The organism is Colwellia sp. PAMC 20917, from assembly GCF_001767295.1.
In the GTDB taxonomy this organism is placed as follows: Bacteria; Pseudomonadota; Gammaproteobacteria; order Enterobacterales; family Alteromonadaceae; genus Colwellia_A.
Genome location: NZ_CP014944.1, coordinates 1494094 through 1512078, shown reverse-complemented (window position 1 = coordinate 1512078; position 17985 = coordinate 1494094). Strand labels below are relative to the sequence as shown.

Below are 17985 nucleotides of genomic sequence, written 5' to 3'. Positions count from 1 at the left end.
TTCATTCATAATAACAAATGAGATAATAAATGCCCTATAAGGTGTTGGTTGTTGATGACTCGAGTTTCTTTAGACGTCGAGTTACCGATATTTTAAATAAAGATCCGAACCTTACTGTTATTGATGTTGCTGTAAATGGTAAAGATGCTGTCGAAAAAGCTCTGTCTTTAAAGCCTGATGTGATCACCATGGATATAGAAATGCCATTGCTTAATGGTATTGAAGCTGTGAAACAAATAATGGCAAAAGCGCCAACATCAATTTTAATGTTTTCATCGCTCACTCATCAAGGTGCTAATGCGACCCTCGAGGCCTTAGAAGCCGGAGCACTTGATTTTCTCCCGAAAAAATTTAGTGAAATAGCCAAAACAACTGATGATGCGGGTAGTTTGCTGCGTCAACGAGTGGTTCAATTAGCAAAGACTAACGGTTTATTGAAAAGAAAATTGGCAGTAAAAGCTCACGCGTCACGAATTAGCCTATCTTCAACGGCCACTAATCCGGTGAGTAAACCCGTAAATAAATTCGACATTCAATCGAGAACTCCGCTGCGTACAACTAAAACTGAACCGAGTCAAAGCGAAAGTGTTCGCAGTCAGGTTGTTAAAAGAAGTTCAGGTAAAAGTTACCAACTACTTGCTATAGGTACCTCAACGGGGGGCCAATTGCCTTACAAAAAATATTAACGCAATTGCCACAAAATTTTCCATTACCCATAATTTTAATACAGCATATGCCCGCTGCTTTTACTTTTGCTTTTGCCAATCGTTTAAATACCTTGTGCAATATTAATGTCAAGGAAGCAGCAGATGGGGATATTTTAAAACCTGGTTGTGCTTACCTAGCGCCTGGTGGCAGGCAAATGATTCTTGACGGCACGCCAAAATTAGCCAAGTTAAAAATTATAGAAGATAAGTCTGAAAAGATTGCTTTTAAACCAAGTGTTGATGTGAGTTTTGGCTCAGCAGCTAAAGTATTTGGTGGCTCAGTATTGGGTGTTGTACTAACCGGTATGGGCTCTGATGGTCGAGAAGGCGCTCGCATGTTAAAAGGTAAAGGGGCGACAATATGGGCACAAGATGAAGCTTCTTGTGTGGTTTATGGTATGCCGCAAGCCGTTACCGTTGCAGGTATTTCTGTTTTATCTTTAGCATTAGAAGATATCAGCCAAAGTATTATCAAGGAAGTGGACCATGGATAAGTTAACCATTGCCGGGCTTTTTGTCGCAATTACGGCCATATATTTAGGTTTTATTCTTGACGGAGGCTCCCTTGCTGCGTTATTTGAGTTACCTGCCTTTATCATTGTCTTTGGCGGTACTTTAGGGGCTGTAATGTTACAGTCATCTTCAGCGCAATTTTTTCATGCGTTGTCTTTATTAAAGTGGATATTTTATCCCCCTAAGTATGATATTGACCAAGGTATTGATTCGATAGTTTCTTGGTCTGAAAAAGCACGAGAATCTGGATATTTATCACTGGAAAATATTGCCGAAGAAGAACAAGATTTTTATACCAATAAAGCGCTTAACTTATTAGTTGATGGTATAGAAGTAGACAACTTGCGGGTCTCTTTAGAATTAGATTTAGATCTTTATCGCGAGCATAATTTGCGCTCTGCTCATGTTTTTGAATCTATGGGCGGTTACAGTCCTACCATAGGTATTTTAGGAGCGGTACTTGGCCTCATTCATGCGATGAGTAATCTTACCGATCCAACCTTACTTGGACAAGGCATTGCAACGGCTTTTATTGCGACTATTTACGGCGTTGGTTTTGCCAATTTAATTTACCTACCGGTTGCTAATAAAATAAAGGCTATTATTCACCAGCAAACGATGTACCGAGAAATGATTGCTGAAGGCCTTATTTCTATTGCATTAGCAGAAAATCCACATGCCATTGAAAATAAGTTGTCGGCCTTTCGGTTAGAGCAATGAACCACTTAAGGAAACGTCGACATTCAGTCGAAAATGATAATGTCGACAGATGGTTAGTTTCATACGCCGATTATATGACCTTGCTCTTTGCGTTATTTGTTGTTTTATATGCAATGGCAATGGTTGATGAAGAGCCCTATGAAACCGCGACAGAATCGATAGGTAAAGTTTTTCAAGCCAATAATAAATTACCTAAAAATCGGGGGCATGGTGACGATATCCTCGATGTTAACAGCTCAAAAACTAATAAGCGCTTGTTTGGTAATGGTATTTTAGATGTCGCTGGCCCTGAACTTTTTGACGGAGAGAAAACACTTTCTAATGTTTCTGACAGTCAAGTAGGCACCAATCTAACGTCACTAGAAAAAGAATTACATACCGCCTTGTATGAATTAATCGAATCAGGTTATGCGCAACTGCAGATTGATGGCGATTGGTTAGAAATAGAATTAAACAGTGGTATGCTTTTCCCTAGCGGCTCATCATCAGCAACCAACAACGCTACAACAATACTTGCGGTTATTTATGATGTAATTGGTTCATCCAGCAATTTTATTCGTATAAGAGGCTATACTGATAACCAACCGATTAATACTGAGATATTTTCTTCAAATTGGGAATTATCAGTTTTTAGAGCAACCGCTATTTTACGAGTGCTTGAAGACTTATCCCTTGATCCTGCTCGTATGGCTATTGAGGGGTATGGGCAATATTATCCACGAGAAGACAATAAAACAGCACAAGGCCGCGCGCAAAACCGTCGTGTTGTTATCGCTATATCAAAATATGGTTTAGAAAAGTCAAATTTACTTGCGACCCCTACCATCAGCATTAAAGACGTCGAAGCCATAAAGCAGATAGATAATGGTGATGATGAGGATAATGAAATACGTATCATAAGACTTGATAACGGTGGCATTAGAATTACAACACGAGAAGATGATAACCCCTCTTCTGAGCAGAACAATAATTAGCATAACGAAATAAGTAGGTTAGCAACTTGGTAGTATGGACCGTAGCAAATCAAAAAGGTGGCGTTGGTAAAACCACAACAACAATCTCCTTAGGTGGCTTATTAGCTGAGCAGGGCTATAAAGTGTTGTTGGTAGATACTGATCCCCATGCTTCTTTGAGTTATTATTTTGGTATCGAATCTGAAGATCTTGAGTTAAGTGTTTACGATTTATTTGTTCAAGTTTCAACCAAAGAACAAATAATGCAAAGTTTATGTCCAACGAAATATGACAATATAGATATACTCCCGGCAACTATGGGCTTAGCTACTTTAGACCGTTCACTCGGTAATAAAGGTGGTATGGGCTTAGTGTTGAAAAAAGCGATAATAAAAATAGCCGATGAATATGATTATGTCTTAATCGATTGTCCACCGATTTTAGGTGTGCTGATGGTGAATGCTTTGGCGGCATCGCAACGTATTATTGTGCCAGTGCAGACTGAGTTCTTGGCCTTGAAAGGGCTAGACCGCATGATGAAAACAATGGATATTATGCAAGTTGAGCAAGATAAGCCGTTTAAATATACCATAGTGCCGACCATGTTTGATAAACGGACTAAGGCATCATTACTGACCTATAGAAAGTTACAAGAGTTATACGATGATAGTGTTTGGGCCGGTGTTATACCGGTAGATACTAATTTTAGAAATGCCAGTTATGCAATGCAGGTACCTTCAGATTACGCACCGTTAACACGTGGTGTTAGTGCATATAAAAAACTACTAAGCAGTTTATTAGAACTGCAAAAATTAGGTTAATTGTCCAATGGCAAAGTCACTCGCTGCAAGTAAGAAACTAATGCAGAATTATTTATCAGAATTGTTGACTGAAGATCAGCAAGAATCTGACCTGCCAATTATTGCTGTAAAAGCAAAATATCAGCAACCGTTAGAAAAACTTTTACAAAAAGTTGATATTACTGAACGTATTGCCGACCCAATAGATGAACCTGTTTATACTGTAAAAAGCTCTGTAAAAAATGAACGACCTAAAATAGTAGAAGAAAAAGTTCAGGAAAAAGTCGAAGAAAAAACACAACTGACTCTTGATGAACCACTTAAGACAAGAAAAAGTGATCAGCCATTAATTGTTCATCAGAGTAAAAATTATCGAAAGGGTAGTTTTCAAGCGATGTTCTTTAATGTTGCTGGTTTAACGATTGCAGTGCCGTTGATTGAATTGGGTGGTATACATAACGAAGACAAGACAACGAGTCTAATGGGTAAACCTAAATGGTTTACCGGTGTTATGTTACATCGAGATGAAAAAATTAACGTAGTAAATACCGCTTTATGGGTAATGCCAGAAAAATGTGACGAAGCGTTAATAAATTCGCTAAACTATCAATATATTGTCATGCTAGGAAATAGTCATTGGGGATTATCGGCGGAAACATTAGTCGATACAGTGACGTTAGAGCAAGAAGATGTAAAATGGTTAGACCTACCGAACAAGCGACCTTGGTTAGCTGGTTTAGTCAAAGAACGTATGTGTGCACTGCTTGATGTCGAGTCTTTGATTAAGTTACTTGACGCAGGCGCAAATATTAACCAAGATTAATGGCTAGATCTCCAGATAGTATTATACTATGTACACTAGACGAATAATCAAACAGATTGATTTTCAATAAGATATTTAAGAGGCAGGCTGTATGGCTGATGATAGACGTAATACAAATCAAAACGTAGATAACGATGAAGTGTTGCAATGGGTAACCTTTAAGCTCGATAGTGAAACCTACGGTATTAATGTAATGCAAGTGCAAGAAGTTTTGCGCTATAGTGAAATTGCACCGGTGCCAGGTGCACCTACATATGTATTAGGTATCATTAATCTGCGAGGGAACGTTGTTACTGTCATTGATACCAGACAACGCTTTGGACTTAAACCTGCGGACATTTCTGATAATACACGTATTGTTATCATTGAAGCCGAAAAACAAGTTATTGGTATTTTGGTAGATAGTGTCGCTGAAGTTGTTTATTTAAAAAATTCTGAGATAGATGATGCTCCGAATGTTGGTAATGACGATAGTGCACGATTCATTCAAGGTGTTTCAAACAGAGAAGGTGAGTTATTGATTTTAGTCGACCTAAATCAGTTACTTTCTGACGACGAATGGGATGAACTGAAACAGTTCTAGGCTGTTTATTGGGTCTCTTTAAATAAAGCCTGACTTATCAGGCTTTATTTAGTTGTAATGGTTTAAGAAGCGTTTATGTTTATTATCTCGCCACTTGTTATTTCAGTTAGCAGTTTTGTGCTTTTTATAGTGCTAATTGGTTATATATATCGCCAAAAAACTTATTTTTATCGCACCCATAAAGTGCTCAAGACACAACTTGAAACGCAAGAGTTGTTTATAAATGAGCTACAGTCGTCGCACAATACCGTAAATAAACAATTGATTGAATTTAATAATAAGCTTGAAAGTCTGCAGTTAGAAAACGAGCAAGTCAGTAAACAACTTGAACATCGTATTAAAACACTGCAACAAGAGAGTGTGCTACAAAAGCAATTAATCGACCAATTTCAAAATCAGCAACCGCAAGATAAACTCTATTCACGTGCTTTTAAACTCGTTGAGTTAGGCGCAGAGATAGATGAAGTCGTTCGAGAATGTGACATCCCACTTGCTGAAGCTGAGATGTTAATATCTGTCCACAGAAATAAAACATCGCCTTCTTAAAACCAATCATTTTATGCTTTTACCGCGGATAAATAGTTAAAGATTTATGTTGCATTGCATTCTTGCGTGGTAAACTGCGTTATTATTTTTTTACTCAATATCAAGGACGCTAAGTGAAAGTAGCCGCTATATTTTCTTATTTGTTCAATAACCCAACAAAAAAAATTGTTATTATTCTACTGGCTTTAGTTATTTCTGCCTGTTCATCAACACCAGCTGAAAATAGTGCTAGTGTTTCAGATCCTAAAGATCCATTAGAGTCGATTAACCGACCGTTTTGGACTTTTACCTGGGATTATGCAGACAAATATGTACTTAAACCAACAGCCCAAGCGTATGTTGAATATATGCCAACAGATTTTAGGTCTGGTTTACATAATGTTGCCTTAAACCTTAACGAACCATCAACGGTTATAAATAACCTGCTGCAAGGAAAGTTTAGTGAAGCGGGTAAAAGTACCGGTCGTTTTATCCTTAACTCTACTATCGGCATATTTGGATTTTTTGACCCAGCAAGTGACTTTGAATGGATCCGAGCACAAGAAGAGTTTGGTGAAGTCTTAGGCTCATATGGTGTTGGAGATGGACCTTATCTAGTTATACCGGCTCTTGGGCCAAGCTCAGTTCGTGAAGAAGTAGGTGACTATGTTGATAAATACTACTGGCCTTTAGCTATTATTGATTTTTGGCCTAACTTATTTCGACAAGCCGTACTTGGTCTTGAACAACGAGCTGCGCTTGTTGATCAAGAGCAAATTATTAATGAATCTATTGATTCGTACGAATTTGTTAAAAATGCTTACTTTCAAAATATGGAATTTAAAGTTTATGACGGTAACCCGCCCATCGTGATTGATGAAGAAAGTGAAGACGAAATTAATGCCTTTTTAGAAGAACTCGATAACATGGCAGACGTTGAACAATAAACTTGCTTTGCAGAGTGAAGCTTACAATACTCCAAGCTTCACTTGTTTTGAAAAAATAAAGTCAGTGAGTGTTAATGTAAACCGCAAGTTTTTCGATGTGATAATTAAAGATTAAGCTAATTTATTAAACTGCTTGATCGCAACACTGAGATATTTACGGGTAAAAATTAACGATACTGGCCGAAGTAAAATAAAATACACGGCTAGAAAACTAAACAAAGATACCACAAAGAGCAGCCCCTCTAATTGTGCCATAAATATAAAGGGTGGCACCAACATGATTAACTTCAAAATATTTAATACGAACTTCTCTGGTGCGGTCAATTTAGCGGCAGCGAGTGTTAAAATCTGCTGTCTTTGCCCAAGCGTATAGCTTTCGAGTTCGGGAAGTTTATTTGTTGAAAATATAAAAGCCATAGGTATCGTATTTTTAGTGAGTAATCGCACTATTCTACAGTATTTTTACACTTAATTAAGCAAACAAGTACCGAATTGTCTCTGGGTTTGGTAGAATTGCGGCAAATTTTTTGTGAGTGAATTATAAATGAATATCATTGAAGCTAATTTTGACGCAGCAGGTAAAAAGTTTGCCATCGTTGTTTCACGTTTCAACAGTTTTGTAGTTGAAAATTTATTAGAAGGTGCAGTCGATGCACTTAAACGCCATGGCAATGTTGCAGATAACGACATTACTATTGTTCGTGTTCCTGGCGCATATGAATTACCCCTTGCCGCTAAGCGTATTGCAAGTAAAGGCGAGTTCGATGGCATTATTGCTATTGGCGCCGTTATTCGTGGCGGAACTCCACATTTTGATTTTGTTGCGGGCGAATGTAATAAAGGCTTAGCGCAAGTTTCAATGGAATACACTATTCCTGTTGCTTTTGGTGTTATTACTACCGATACCGTTGAGCAAGCAATAGATCGTGCCGGACTTAAAGCAGGTAATAAAGGCGCAGAAGCGGCTTTAAGTGCTTTAGAAATGGTTAATGTTTTAGATAAAATATAAGCGGGAATTTTTGTGAAACCAACTCCTAGAAGGAAAGCTCGTGAGTTAGCTGTTCAAGCTATTTACTCATGGCAGCTTAGCCAAAACTCAGTAACTGATATCGAAGTTAATTTTTTAACTGATAATAGTGCACGACGTTTTGATATTCCATATTTTCAACAATTACTCCACGGTGTAACCAAATCAGTTGGTTCTATCGATGAAGCTATTTCTCCGCACGTTGACCGTCCTTTAAACGACGTTGATCCAGTAGAAAAAGCTATTTTACGTGTCGCCATTTATGAATTGAAAGATTGTAAAGATGTGCCATATCGAGTTGTTATTAATGAAGCCATCGAATTAGCAAAATCTTTTGCTGCTGACGATAGTCATAAGTTTGTTAATGGTGTCCTTGATAAAGCCGTTAAACTGATTCGTCCAGAAGAATAATTTGCACTCATATTCTCAAAGCAAAGCAAAGGATTGGTTGTTGTATGAAAGAATTTGAAGTCATTAGACGTTATTTTACTGAACAGGTAGTAAAGCGCAAAGACGTTTATTTAGGTATTGGTGACGATTGTGCACTGGTTACTCCGGGTGAACGCCAACACATTGCAGTAACAACAGATACCTTAGTGGCAGGTGTGCATTTTCCTTTAAATACATCGCCACGTGCTATTGGTCATAAGTCGATAGCGGTTAATTTGTCTGATCTTGCCGCTATGGGGGCAGAGCCTAGTTGGGTTTCTTTAGCAATCACGCTTCCTGATATTGATGAAAATTGGATCAATGAATTTTGCCTTGGTGTTTTTGACCTTTGTGAATTTTATAATGTCCAGCTTATTGGTGGTGATACGACGCAGGGACCATTGAGTATAACCATTACAGCGCAAGGACAAATTCCTTTTGGACAACATATTTCCCGTTCAGGTGCTAAAGCCGGAGAATGGTTATATGTTACCGGTGAGATCGGTGCAGCGAACCTCGCTTTACAACATATCCAAGGTAAAGTGAAAGTAGCAGCTAAATATCAGCAAGAAATACAAAAACGCTTAGACTTTCCAATAGCAAGAGTTTTAGCTGGACAAGCTTTACGTAAATATGCGACTTCTGCGATAGATTTATCTGATGGTTTAGTCGCAGACCTAGCTCATATCTGTAATGCTTCGGGTGTTGGTGCTAATATTGTGCTTGATGCTTTACCGCTTTCTGCCGCATTAAGTGATACTGTTGGTATAGACGCAGCGTACGATATAGCTTTAGAAGGTGGCGATGATTATGAGCTATTATTTAGTGTTACTGAAGATAACCGAGTAGGCTTGGAAACAGCCTTAGCTAACACAGGCAATAAGATTACCTGTATTGGCCAATTGAATGGTTCAGGAAAAATTACCACGACATTAAATAAAAAAGCGGTAAATATTAAGGTTCAGAGCTATCAACATTTTTCTGATACTCCTTCTAATAAATAACTTAAGTTAAATGTAATGAGTAAATCTACCGAGAACTTTCGTATAACTAACCCCATCCATTTTCTTGCTTTAGGGTTTGGTAGTGGTTTATTACCTAAAGCACCAGGTACTTATGGCACGCTTGCCGCCATTCCTTTGTATCTGCTGTTAGCGCCTGCTTCAGTCAGTACTTATTTAGCTATTGTTATTATCATGAGTATTGCCGGTATCTATATTTGTGGAAAAGCGGCAGAAGATGCAGGTGTACCTGATCATGGCGCAATTGTCTGGGATGAAATTGTTGGTTTTTTAATCACCATGTTTCTTGTTCCTTTGACATGGCAAAGTATTGTTGTTGGTTTTATCTTATTTAGAATTTTTGATATTTTTAAACCTTGGCCTATTTCCTATGTAGATAAAAATTTACATGGCGGTTTAGGTATTATGGTCGACGATATTCTTGCAGGCTTAGCGGCACTGGCTTGCATGCACCTAATTTTTTAATCAATAGCACAGAAAGTCGAGTTTTACTGTCTGTTCACTTCTTTTTAAAACCTTGATTAAATGACGGGTTACCTGATACATATCAGCCTATTTATCTGATGGAAAACCTAATGACATCGCTAATTATGTAGGCCGTTTTGGTATCTAAGATACTCACCAAGCCATTGCTAAAGCAAATAGCTTCGGCATTAAACCGTTTTGCATTAACCATTAACCATTAACCATTAACCATTAACCAAAAAGCCGAAGAGTATGTACCTGATGTATTGGGTCGTGATGGCTTCAGCGTTATTTTACGACCAGCACAATTATCAAGATAGCTTTTTAATAAAATTATTGGCTGTAAACCTTTTAGTGCAACTATTTGTTGACAGCTTAACCCTCAGAAAAATAACTCAATGTTATCATTAATACCAATTATTGTTCTCGCTGGTATAATGCCGCTATCTTATATCGTTATCTTCTATACTTACTTGTGTTTTAAAACGTATTTTGACGTTTTATCAAGGTAAGCCTTAAATTTCAGGAGTTCTTCAATCAATGTCTACTATGAATTTGTTAAACGAAACCCACAATTCAGCCCGAGTTAGTTGGCTTGTCACTGCGAATAAAGCAGATACCGACTTTCCTATTCAGAACTTACCTTTTGCGGTTTTTAAACGTGCAAATAGCGAAGAAGCATTCCGTGGTGGTGTAGCCATTGGTGATCAAGTTATTGACTTAGCTGCCTTGGCTAACGCAAATGTTTTTGACGGTCTAGCCCAAGCAGGCGTAAAAGCCTGTAATGCACCACAGTTAAATGATTATATGGCGATGGGTAAAGCGACATGGAGCGCTCTACGTTTAGCACTCTCTAATGCTTTGAAGGAAGGATCAGCTTTACAAGATAAAGTAGCCGCTTGTTTAATCGCTCAAGCTGACGTTGAATATGCACTACCTTGTAATATTGGTGATTACACTGATTTCTACACCTCAATTCACCATGCTACGTCAGTGGGTTTGAAGTTCCGTCCAGACAATCCATTATTACCTAACTATAAATGGGTACCAATTGGTTACCACGGTCGTTCATCTTCTATTGATGTTTCTGGTCGAGATTTTAAGCGTCCATCGGGACAAACTAAAGCGCCAACGGCAACTGAACCATCATTTGGCCCTTGTAAGCGTCTCGATTATGAATTAGAAGTGGGCATATTCATTGGTAAAGGTAATGACTTAGGCGACGCTATTTCTATTGATAACGCCGAAGATCATGTCTTTGGCTTATGTTTATTCAACGATTGGTCTGCGCGTGATATTCAAGGTTGGGAATACCAACCCTTAGGGCCATTTTTGTCGAAGAACTTTGCTTCAACAGTCTCACCTTGGATTGTGACGACAGAAGCATTAGCACCTTACCGCTCGGCTTGGACACGTGTTGAGTCAGATCCTCAACCAATGCCATACCTAGAGTCAGAAAATAATCGTGCGATCGGTTCATTTGATATCCAGCTACAAGCCTTGCTTGAAACGCAAAATATGCGTGAAAAAAGTGAAGAAGCCGTTGAAATGTCACAATCTAACTTTAAAGACTCATACTGGACAGTGGCACAAATGGTCGCTCATCATACCGTTAATGGTTGTAACCTTCGCGCGGGCGATATGTTTGGCAGTGGCACGCAATCTGGACCTAAGCCTGAAGAAGCCGGTTCAATGTTAGAGCTTTCAAATGCGGGTGCCGATCCTATTACTTTACCTAATGGTGAAAAACGTACTTTCTTAGAAGATGGTGACAACGTCATAATGAAAGGTTGGTGTCAAAAAGAAGGTGCAGTGCGCATTGGTTTTGGTGCCGTATCAGCGATAATTTTACCAGCGAGTTAACGCCTCATCTAGCTAATTGCTCATTGAGTTAATCGCAAAGCGTTGATTGTTTATGATCAGCGCTTTTTTTATCACTAAATTTCAATAGTAATAATCTATTTACTCCTTCACGACTTCTCATTAAATTTTGTTTTGCTCTAGATATATTTTTTAGAAATCAATCCGGCGAATACAAAATTATTCAATAAGTGTGCATAAATAAGCGACGAAATGCTAAAAAAAGAAGATGAAATGCTAAATAAAGGCGATAGATTGCTTTGTATATTGTATGCACTGTGAAGTTAGTGTTAATTTTTAGTACTTTGACTGTGACTTCACTAAATAGTGCAATATTTGTAGAATTTATTTTTATGCTAATTTGGAATAAGCAAATTCTTTTAGGTCTATTTAGATCTATTTGATTACGAAAATATTCGGATATTAATTTCTGGTTTATAAGTCCGCAGTCACTAGCCTGTATAGTCTTTATAGAGAAAATCCCTTTATCAATAACTAGACTTCTTTTCGTAATTAAATGTTATTTAATGAAGAACATCTATTTTCGCGCTATTTTCAATTAATTTCGCTCTTGTAAACACTTTTAGGCTGTTTTATAAAGTAGGTGCAAGTGTAGGTAGTTTCACCTATTGACTACCTAGTCTAAAAAAACATAAAAATATAAAAATATAAACACAAATCTATGAAGGAAGTAACATGTCTACTCAATTATTTCGTACAGCAACGTTAACGTTAGCGGTAAGTATTGCACTAGGTACTGCGCCAGCATATGCAGAAGAAAACAGCTCAAAAGTAAAAGTAAAAGATGTAGAAAGAATAGCAGTTGTTGGATCACGTTCAGCGCCTCGTTCTGTTGCTGACTCTCCTGTTCCAATTGATATTATTGGTGGTGAAGATTTAGAGAAAATGGGTTCAAGTGACATGCTTGATCAACTTGTCGGCAGTGTTCCTTCATTCAACGTACACGCTAACCCAATTAGTGATGCGGCGACATTAGTTCGTCCGGTAAACTTACGTGGTTTGTCTTCAGATAGCACATTGGTGTTATTAAATGGTAAACGTCGTCATCGCGCTTCTGTTATTGCATTCCAAGGTGGCGGCATTAATGATGGTGCACAAGGTCCAGATATTTCTGTTATTCCAAGCATAGCGTTAAAACAAGTTGAAGTGTTACGTGACGGTGCAGCAGCACAATACGGTTCAGATGCAATCGCTGGTGTAATGAACTTTGTCTTAAAAGATGCTGCAGAAGGCGGTAGTTTCTCTGTTAAGCACGGTGAATATTACGAAGGCGATGGCGCTACAACAACTTACGCAGGTAACGTTGGTATGCCATTAACTAAAGATGGTTTCGTTAACTTAAGTTTTCAATATAAAAATGCTGATGCGACTAGCCGCAGTATTCAAGTAGCCAATGCTGCGACCATTGCAGCGGCAGGTAACTCATTCATCGCAGAAGAAGCTCAAGTTTGGGGTTCTCCAGAAGTTAATGATGACACCACAATTTTTGGTAATATTGGTCTTGATTTAGGCAATGATAAAAAATTCTACATGTTTGGTAACTATTCCGAACGTGATGTAAAGGGTGGCTTCTACTGGAGAAATCCACATAACCGTTCAAGCATTTATTCAAATGACGGTGGTGACACACTACTTGTTGGTGATTTAGATGGCGTAGATAACGGTATTACTTGTCCTACCATTTCTATTGGCGCTAATGTTTTAGACCAAGCTGATTATCAGTCTATTGCCGACAATAGTACGGCTTTAGGTAAAAACTGTTTTGCGGTTAACGAAACATACCCAGGCGGTTATACGCCAAACTTTGGTGGTAATGTAGTCGATACATCATTAACTATGGGTGTTGAAGGTGAAATTAACGGCGGAATGCTAGACGAAGTTTTCTTTGACATCAGTGGTTCTGTTGGTCGTAATAAATCAAGCTTTAGTATTGTAAATACCATTAACTCTTCAATGGGTCCTGAATCTCCACGTGATTTTGATTTAGGTGATTACACACAATTAGAAAAAACGTTTAACTTAGATTTATCTAAGGGCGTTGAAGTTGGTCTAGATTCACCGATGAATGTTGCAGGTGGTTTAGAATGGCGCGAAGAGACCTTTGAAATTGGCGCGGGTGATCAATACTCATTCCTTGCTGGCCCATTAATCGACCAAGGGTTTAACCTAGGCTCACATGGTTTCCCTGGTTTTCAACCATCACAAGCCGGTGCATTCTCTAGACGCAGTGTTGCTGCATACGTAGATGTTGAAGCATACATGACTGACGACCTTTTACTTGGCGCAGCTTTACGTTATGAAGACTTCTCATCATTTGGTGATACGTTAAATTATAAATTAACGGCTCAATATTCTATTAATGATGAGTTATCAATACGTGGTTCTATAAGTACTGGTTTTAGAGCTCCTACCGTTGGTCAAGCTAATGTAAGTAATGTTTCTACCGCATTAGAAGATGGTGAATTAACCGATTCAGCGTTATTACCGCCAACAAGTGAATTTTCAAAATTATTTGGTGGTAAAGAATTAGAGCCAGAACAGTCAAACAGCTATGCATTTGGTGTTGTTTATCAAAATGGAGATTTTTTCTTCACGGCTGATTATTATAATATTGAAGTTGATGACCGTATTACACAATCTGACCGTACAAAATTAGAAGAAGCTGACTATGCTAAATTAGAAGCATTAAATGTAGCTAACCCTCGTTCAGTAGGTACGGTAAGTTTCTTTGCTAACGATTTTGATACTACAACACAAGGTGTTGATATTGTTGCAAACTACGGTATGCAGTTGTTTGAAGGTGATACTAAACTTAGCTTAGCTTACAACTGGAATGAAACCGATGTTACGGGTAGTTCTGATATTACAGGTGCTTTTAAAGTTAAACGCTTAGAAGAAGGTTTACCACAGCATAGAGGTTCATTCACTGTTTCTCAAAGCTGGGATGACATCAGTATGTACGTTCGTGGTAACTACTTCGGTGAATACCATGCGGTACACGTAGATTATGACTTAGCGGCTCAAGATGCTGATGCAGCAATTACCTTTGATGCTGAAGTGAGTTACTTTATTAATGACTCATTTACAATAGCAGCGGGTGCACAGAACATCTTTGATCAACAAGCTGAAGAGTTAGATTTTGAAGAATCTTCACGTAATCATCCTGATGGTTTCACACCTAATAACAACTGGGGTGGTAAGTACTACGAAACATCTCCATTTGGCTTTAACGGTGGCTTCTACTACGTAAAAGCAACTTATAGCTTTTAATTGAGTTGTAAATAGCGGTTAGAACATTAATCGTCTTACTTAAAAAGTCAGCTAATTTAGCTGACTTTTTTATATAAAAATATCGAGGAGTTGAATAGGTTAGTTAACTATGTCGAGAATAATAACTATGTCGAGAATAATAACTCTGTCGAGAATAATAGCTCTGTCGAGAATAATAACGTGCTCATAGTGAAGCTAAATGAGCGTGCGGGCTGGGCAGATTTATTTGGTACTTGAATGTATTTTTATTTTTCAGCCAAAGGTTAAAGATTGTTAGCCTGTTCATGGCCTAACTTAAAGCGCTGAACAAGCTCAATGCGTTTTTTATTTATGGCTTCTTTAATATCTGCACCTTGTATTCCTTGTTCGATAAACTCTTTAGCGGTTACCGTTAAGGCCGCTTCAAAAGCACTACGTAAGTAATCTACTTGCGGATAGGCTTTGTTCTCATTGTATAATCGACCGCGAAAATCAGCCGTACAGGCAGTCAAGAAATCAGTAAACTCTTCAGGCTTGCGCCATACATCTAAACTATTAAATAACTTAACTAGCGTGTTGGCTTTTAATTCGAATGCTTTGTGGCAATGTAAATGAAATTCACAGACTTTACGCGCTAAAATTTTGTGATCTTTAGGCACTTTTAATTGCCCACATATTTTGTCAACCAATACTAAACCTGAGGTTTCATGACCTCGGTGGCTGGGCCAATTTTCTGCTAAGGTTAAAGACTTACCCAAGTCATGACAAAGTGCCGCGAACCGTACAGATGTTTTAGGGGAGAGCTTAACCGCTTGTTGCAGTACCATCATAGTATGAATACCCGAGCAAATTTCTGGGTGCCATTTTTCTGGATTAGGGATCCCCCATAGCGAGTTAAGTTCAGGCCATATTTTCGCTAATGCTCCACATTCACGTAACACTTGAAAAAATACTTCGGGGTTATTTTCAGTCAAACTGCGCTGCATTTCTTGCCAAATACGTTCACCTGACAGTGTAGCTAATTCTCCACTTTCACTGATTTTAGTCATCAAGTCTACTGTTTCGCCAGCAATGGTAAAACCATAATCATGATAACGGGCAGTAAATCGAGCTACCCGTAGAACACGAAGCGGGTCTTCAACAAAAGCTAATGAAACATGTCGCAGTATGCGGTTTTTTAAATCAACTTGGCCATTATAAGGGTCAATAATAGTGGTGTTATCAACGCTATCGTTAAAGGGCATCGCCATTGCATTAATAGTGAGGTCGCGGCGAAGTAGATCTTCTTCAAGGGTAACCGCGCTACTGGCATCGCAAACAAAACCGGTATAGCCTTGGCCTTGCTTACGTTCAGTTCTTGCTAAGGCATACTCTTCTTTAGTCTTGGGATGCAGAAATACCGGAAAGTCTTTACCGACTTGCGTAAAGCCTAATGTCAGCATCTGTTCAATCGTTGCGCCAACAACAACATAATCATGATCATAGACCTTGTGTCCTAAAAGTTTGTCGCGAACGGCACCGCCGACTAAATAGCGGTTAAGTACTGAAAGGTCATTGTTGATCATTATTACTCTTTATTTATTAAAGCTGACATATTTTCAGAAAGCTTAGCATATTTATATAAATTATTTACCAGCTAGTTTTGACTTATGATGGACTACAGGGTAGTTTCTATGACAGTTTATTGACTTTAAAAATTACTTAAATCTATTATGTATAAAGGTTATTTTGGTTTAAAAGAAAGCCCTTTTTCAATCGCACCTAATCCTCGCTTTTTATTTATGAGTGAACGCCATAAAGAGGCTTTGGCTCATTTAAGTTATGGCTTGGGTGAAACCGGAGGCTTTGCACTGTTAACGGGTGAAGTTGGCACCGGAAAAACCACGATCAGTCGGCGCTTAATGGAGCAGTTACCCGAAAATACGCAAGCGGCTTTTATTCTTAATCCAACATTATCAAGCCAAGAGCTACTGGCTACTATTTGTGACGAGCTAAAAATTCGTTACCGAAAGACGGGGGCAACGTTAAAAACACTCACCGATAAAATATATGAAAAGCTCAATAAAAATCACCAAGCTAACCTTAATACGCTATTAATCATTGATGAAGCGCAGCATTTAGCGCCAGAAGTTTTAGAGCAGTTACGTTTATTAACAAACTTAGAAACAGATACTAAAAAATTACTGCAGGTCATTTTAATTGGTCAGCCTGAATTAAAACAATTGTTGCAACGTCGAGACTTGCGACAATTGGCACAACGCATTACTGCTCGCTATCATTTGCTGCCGTTAACTAAGGACGAAGTAGGACATTATATCCAACACCGCTTGTCAGTAGCACAATGTGAACGTATGTTATTTGAACGTGCCGCAGTGGCGGAAATTCATCGCATTTCACAAGGTATACCGCGGATAATTAATTTGTTATGTGAGCGTTCACTGACCAACGCCTATTGCAGTAATAATGCTTTGGTGACTAAAAAAATTGTTTTATTATCTGCACAAGAAGCATTAGGCGATGAATATCAAGCGACCTATTGGTGGCAACACAAAGCGGTTAAGGCGCTAGCCGCATGTACAGTGTTAGCGGTTATTGTCAGTAGCTCGTATTTCCTAGGCCAATTCTTTGGTGAAGATATTAACGAAACGTCGGCGCTCAATATTACTGAGCCTGCGGTTAATAACCTTATAAGTGACACTAGCGCTAAAGCGCTTATTGCTGCGGCTAATGAAAGTTTAGCGACTAACAATAAAAAAACACCGGATGAAAACTTAGTTGCAGTAACAACAGACAATGCTTCTAAAGTGTTTGAAATAGAAAGCGATGGTGACAAAAAACGTGCTGTTGAGCAGCGTATCGTAACAGCCGATAACACCGCAAACGTGCTTATGCCGGACAAGAACTCTTCAGAGCAACTATCTACATTAGCAGACAGTAAATTAGCTGAAGATAAAGCGACAAGCAAAGTTAAAGAAAAGCTTTCTGTGAAGGCGGTTGACGGTGTTTCTGATGATTTGCTGGCGCTTTTTCAAAGCGCAATAGATGATACCGAGCAAGACCCACAATTCAAAAATAGCGCAAACCAAGCTGTCGAACCTGAGGTTAATGCACCGACATTATCAGATATGCCTGCTTGGGTGCAAAGTGAGTTACCTTCATTAAATTTTCAACAACATATTTATACCAGTGAAGGTGAAAGTTGGGTAAAAGTTAATGGCAGAGATCGCTATGAAGGCGACACCATTTCTGAGAAATTAGTGTTAAATCATATTTATGGTCAGAAAGTTATTTTAACGTTTAAAGGCCAGCAGTTTAGTTTGCCGGCGCTTTCTTCTTGGTAA

Annotated in this window: 16 protein-coding genes and 1 pseudogene; 15 read left to right on the top strand and 2 right to left on the bottom strand. The window is 38.5% G+C overall.

Going from position 1 to position 17985, the window contains the following annotated elements; all coding sequences use genetic code 11:
- Positions 1-29 precede the first annotated feature (29 nt).
- The 8 genes and pseudogenes from A3Q34_RS06445 to A3Q34_RS06410 all read left to right on the top strand — a co-directional run bounded on the left by A3Q34_RS06445 (position 30) and on the right by A3Q34_RS06410 (position 6571).
- Positions 30-1201, top strand: a pseudogene (locus A3Q34_RS06445) (protein-glutamate methylesterase/protein-glutamine glutaminase).
- Entirely contained in the window at positions 1194-1940 is a 747-nt protein-coding gene (locus A3Q34_RS06440; protein WP_070374614.1) for a flagellar motor protein, read from the top strand. The pseudogene A3Q34_RS06445 and the gene A3Q34_RS06440 overlap by 8 nt, the downstream one beginning before the upstream one ends.
- Positions 1937-2914 carry a flagellar motor protein MotB gene (locus A3Q34_RS06435; RefSeq protein ID WP_070374613.1) on the top strand — a complete coding sequence of 326 codons (978 nt, stop codon included), beginning with the start codon at positions 1937-1939 and terminating at the stop codon, positions 2912-2914. Before A3Q34_RS06440 ends, A3Q34_RS06435 begins: the two co-directional genes overlap by 4 nt.
- 26 nt (positions 2915-2940) lie before the next feature.
- Entirely contained in the window at positions 2941-3714 is a 774-nt protein-coding gene (locus A3Q34_RS06430) for a ParA family protein (RefSeq protein ID WP_070374612.1), read from the top strand.
- A 7-nt stretch (positions 3715-3721) separates the two neighbouring features.
- A complete protein-coding gene (locus A3Q34_RS06425) occupies positions 3722-4516 on the top strand; it encodes a chemotaxis protein CheW (RefSeq protein WP_070374611.1) in 795 nt (264 codons plus the stop codon).
- A 91-nt stretch (positions 4517-4607) separates the two neighbouring features.
- The gene (locus A3Q34_RS06420) at positions 4608-5099 is read left to right on the top strand and encodes a chemotaxis protein CheW (RefSeq protein WP_070374610.1); all 492 of its coding nucleotides are present in this window, start codon (positions 4608-4610) and stop codon (positions 5097-5099) included.
- A 75-nt stretch (positions 5100-5174) separates the two neighbouring features.
- Entirely contained in the window at positions 5175-5645 is a 471-nt protein-coding gene (locus A3Q34_RS06415) for a DUF2802 domain-containing protein (protein WP_070374609.1), read from the top strand.
- A 113-nt stretch (positions 5646-5758) separates the two neighbouring features.
- Positions 5759-6571: an MlaA family lipoprotein gene (locus A3Q34_RS06410; protein WP_231907441.1), complete on the top strand. Its 813-nt coding sequence runs from the start codon at positions 5759-5761 to the stop codon at positions 6569-6571.
- Positions 6572-6682: 111 nt separating this feature from the next.
- Here A3Q34_RS06410 and A3Q34_RS06405 read toward each other — a convergent pair whose 3' ends face one another.
- The gene (locus A3Q34_RS06405; RefSeq protein ID WP_070374608.1) at positions 6683-6988 is read right to left on the bottom strand and encodes a DUF6170 family protein; all 306 of its coding nucleotides are present in this window, start codon (positions 6986-6988) and stop codon (positions 6683-6685) included.
- 127 nt (positions 6989-7115) lie between these two features.
- On the opposite strand from A3Q34_RS06405, the gene ribH reads away from it, so the two are divergent.
- From ribH to A3Q34_RS06375, 6 genes are all read left to right on the top strand, one after another.
- Entirely contained in the window at positions 7116-7580 is a 465-nt protein-coding gene (gene ribH, locus A3Q34_RS06400; protein ID WP_070374607.1) for a 6,7-dimethyl-8-ribityllumazine synthase, read from the top strand.
- Positions 7581-7592: 12 nt separating this feature from the next.
- Positions 7593-8009 (top strand): transcription antitermination factor NusB, encoded by a 417-nt coding sequence (gene nusB / locus A3Q34_RS06395; RefSeq protein ID WP_070374606.1) that lies wholly within the window; start codon positions 7593-7595, stop codon positions 8007-8009.
- Between the two features lie 44 nt (positions 8010-8053).
- Positions 8054-9031, top strand: coding sequence for a thiamine-phosphate kinase (gene thiL, locus A3Q34_RS06390; protein ID WP_070374605.1), 978 nt, complete (start codon positions 8054-8056; stop codon positions 9029-9031).
- Positions 9032-9046: 15 nt separating this feature from the next.
- Positions 9047-9514: a phosphatidylglycerophosphatase A family protein gene (locus tag A3Q34_RS06385; protein WP_070374604.1), complete on the top strand. Its 468-nt coding sequence runs from the start codon at positions 9047-9049 to the stop codon at positions 9512-9514.
- A gap of 549 nt (positions 9515-10063) precedes the next feature.
- Positions 10064-11377, top strand: a complete 1314-nt coding sequence (fahA, locus tag A3Q34_RS06380) for a fumarylacetoacetase (RefSeq protein WP_070377034.1) — start codon at positions 10064-10066, stop codon at positions 11375-11377.
- Between the two features lie 693 nt (positions 11378-12070).
- Entirely contained in the window at positions 12071-14665 is a 2595-nt protein-coding gene (locus A3Q34_RS06375) for a TonB-dependent receptor plug domain-containing protein (protein ID WP_070374603.1), read from the top strand.
- Positions 14666-14928: 263 nt separating this feature from the next.
- On the opposite strand, the gene A3Q34_RS06370 is transcribed toward A3Q34_RS06375, so the two are convergent.
- The gene (locus A3Q34_RS06370) at positions 14929-16209 is read right to left on the bottom strand and encodes a multifunctional CCA addition/repair protein (protein WP_070374602.1); all 1281 of its coding nucleotides are present in this window, start codon (positions 16207-16209) and stop codon (positions 14929-14931) included.
- Positions 16210-16356: 147 nt separating this feature from the next.
- Between A3Q34_RS06370 and A3Q34_RS06365 the strand changes: the two genes are divergently transcribed.
- Positions 16357-17985, top strand: coding sequence for an AAA family ATPase (locus tag A3Q34_RS06365; RefSeq protein WP_070374601.1), 1629 nt, complete (start codon positions 16357-16359; stop codon positions 17983-17985).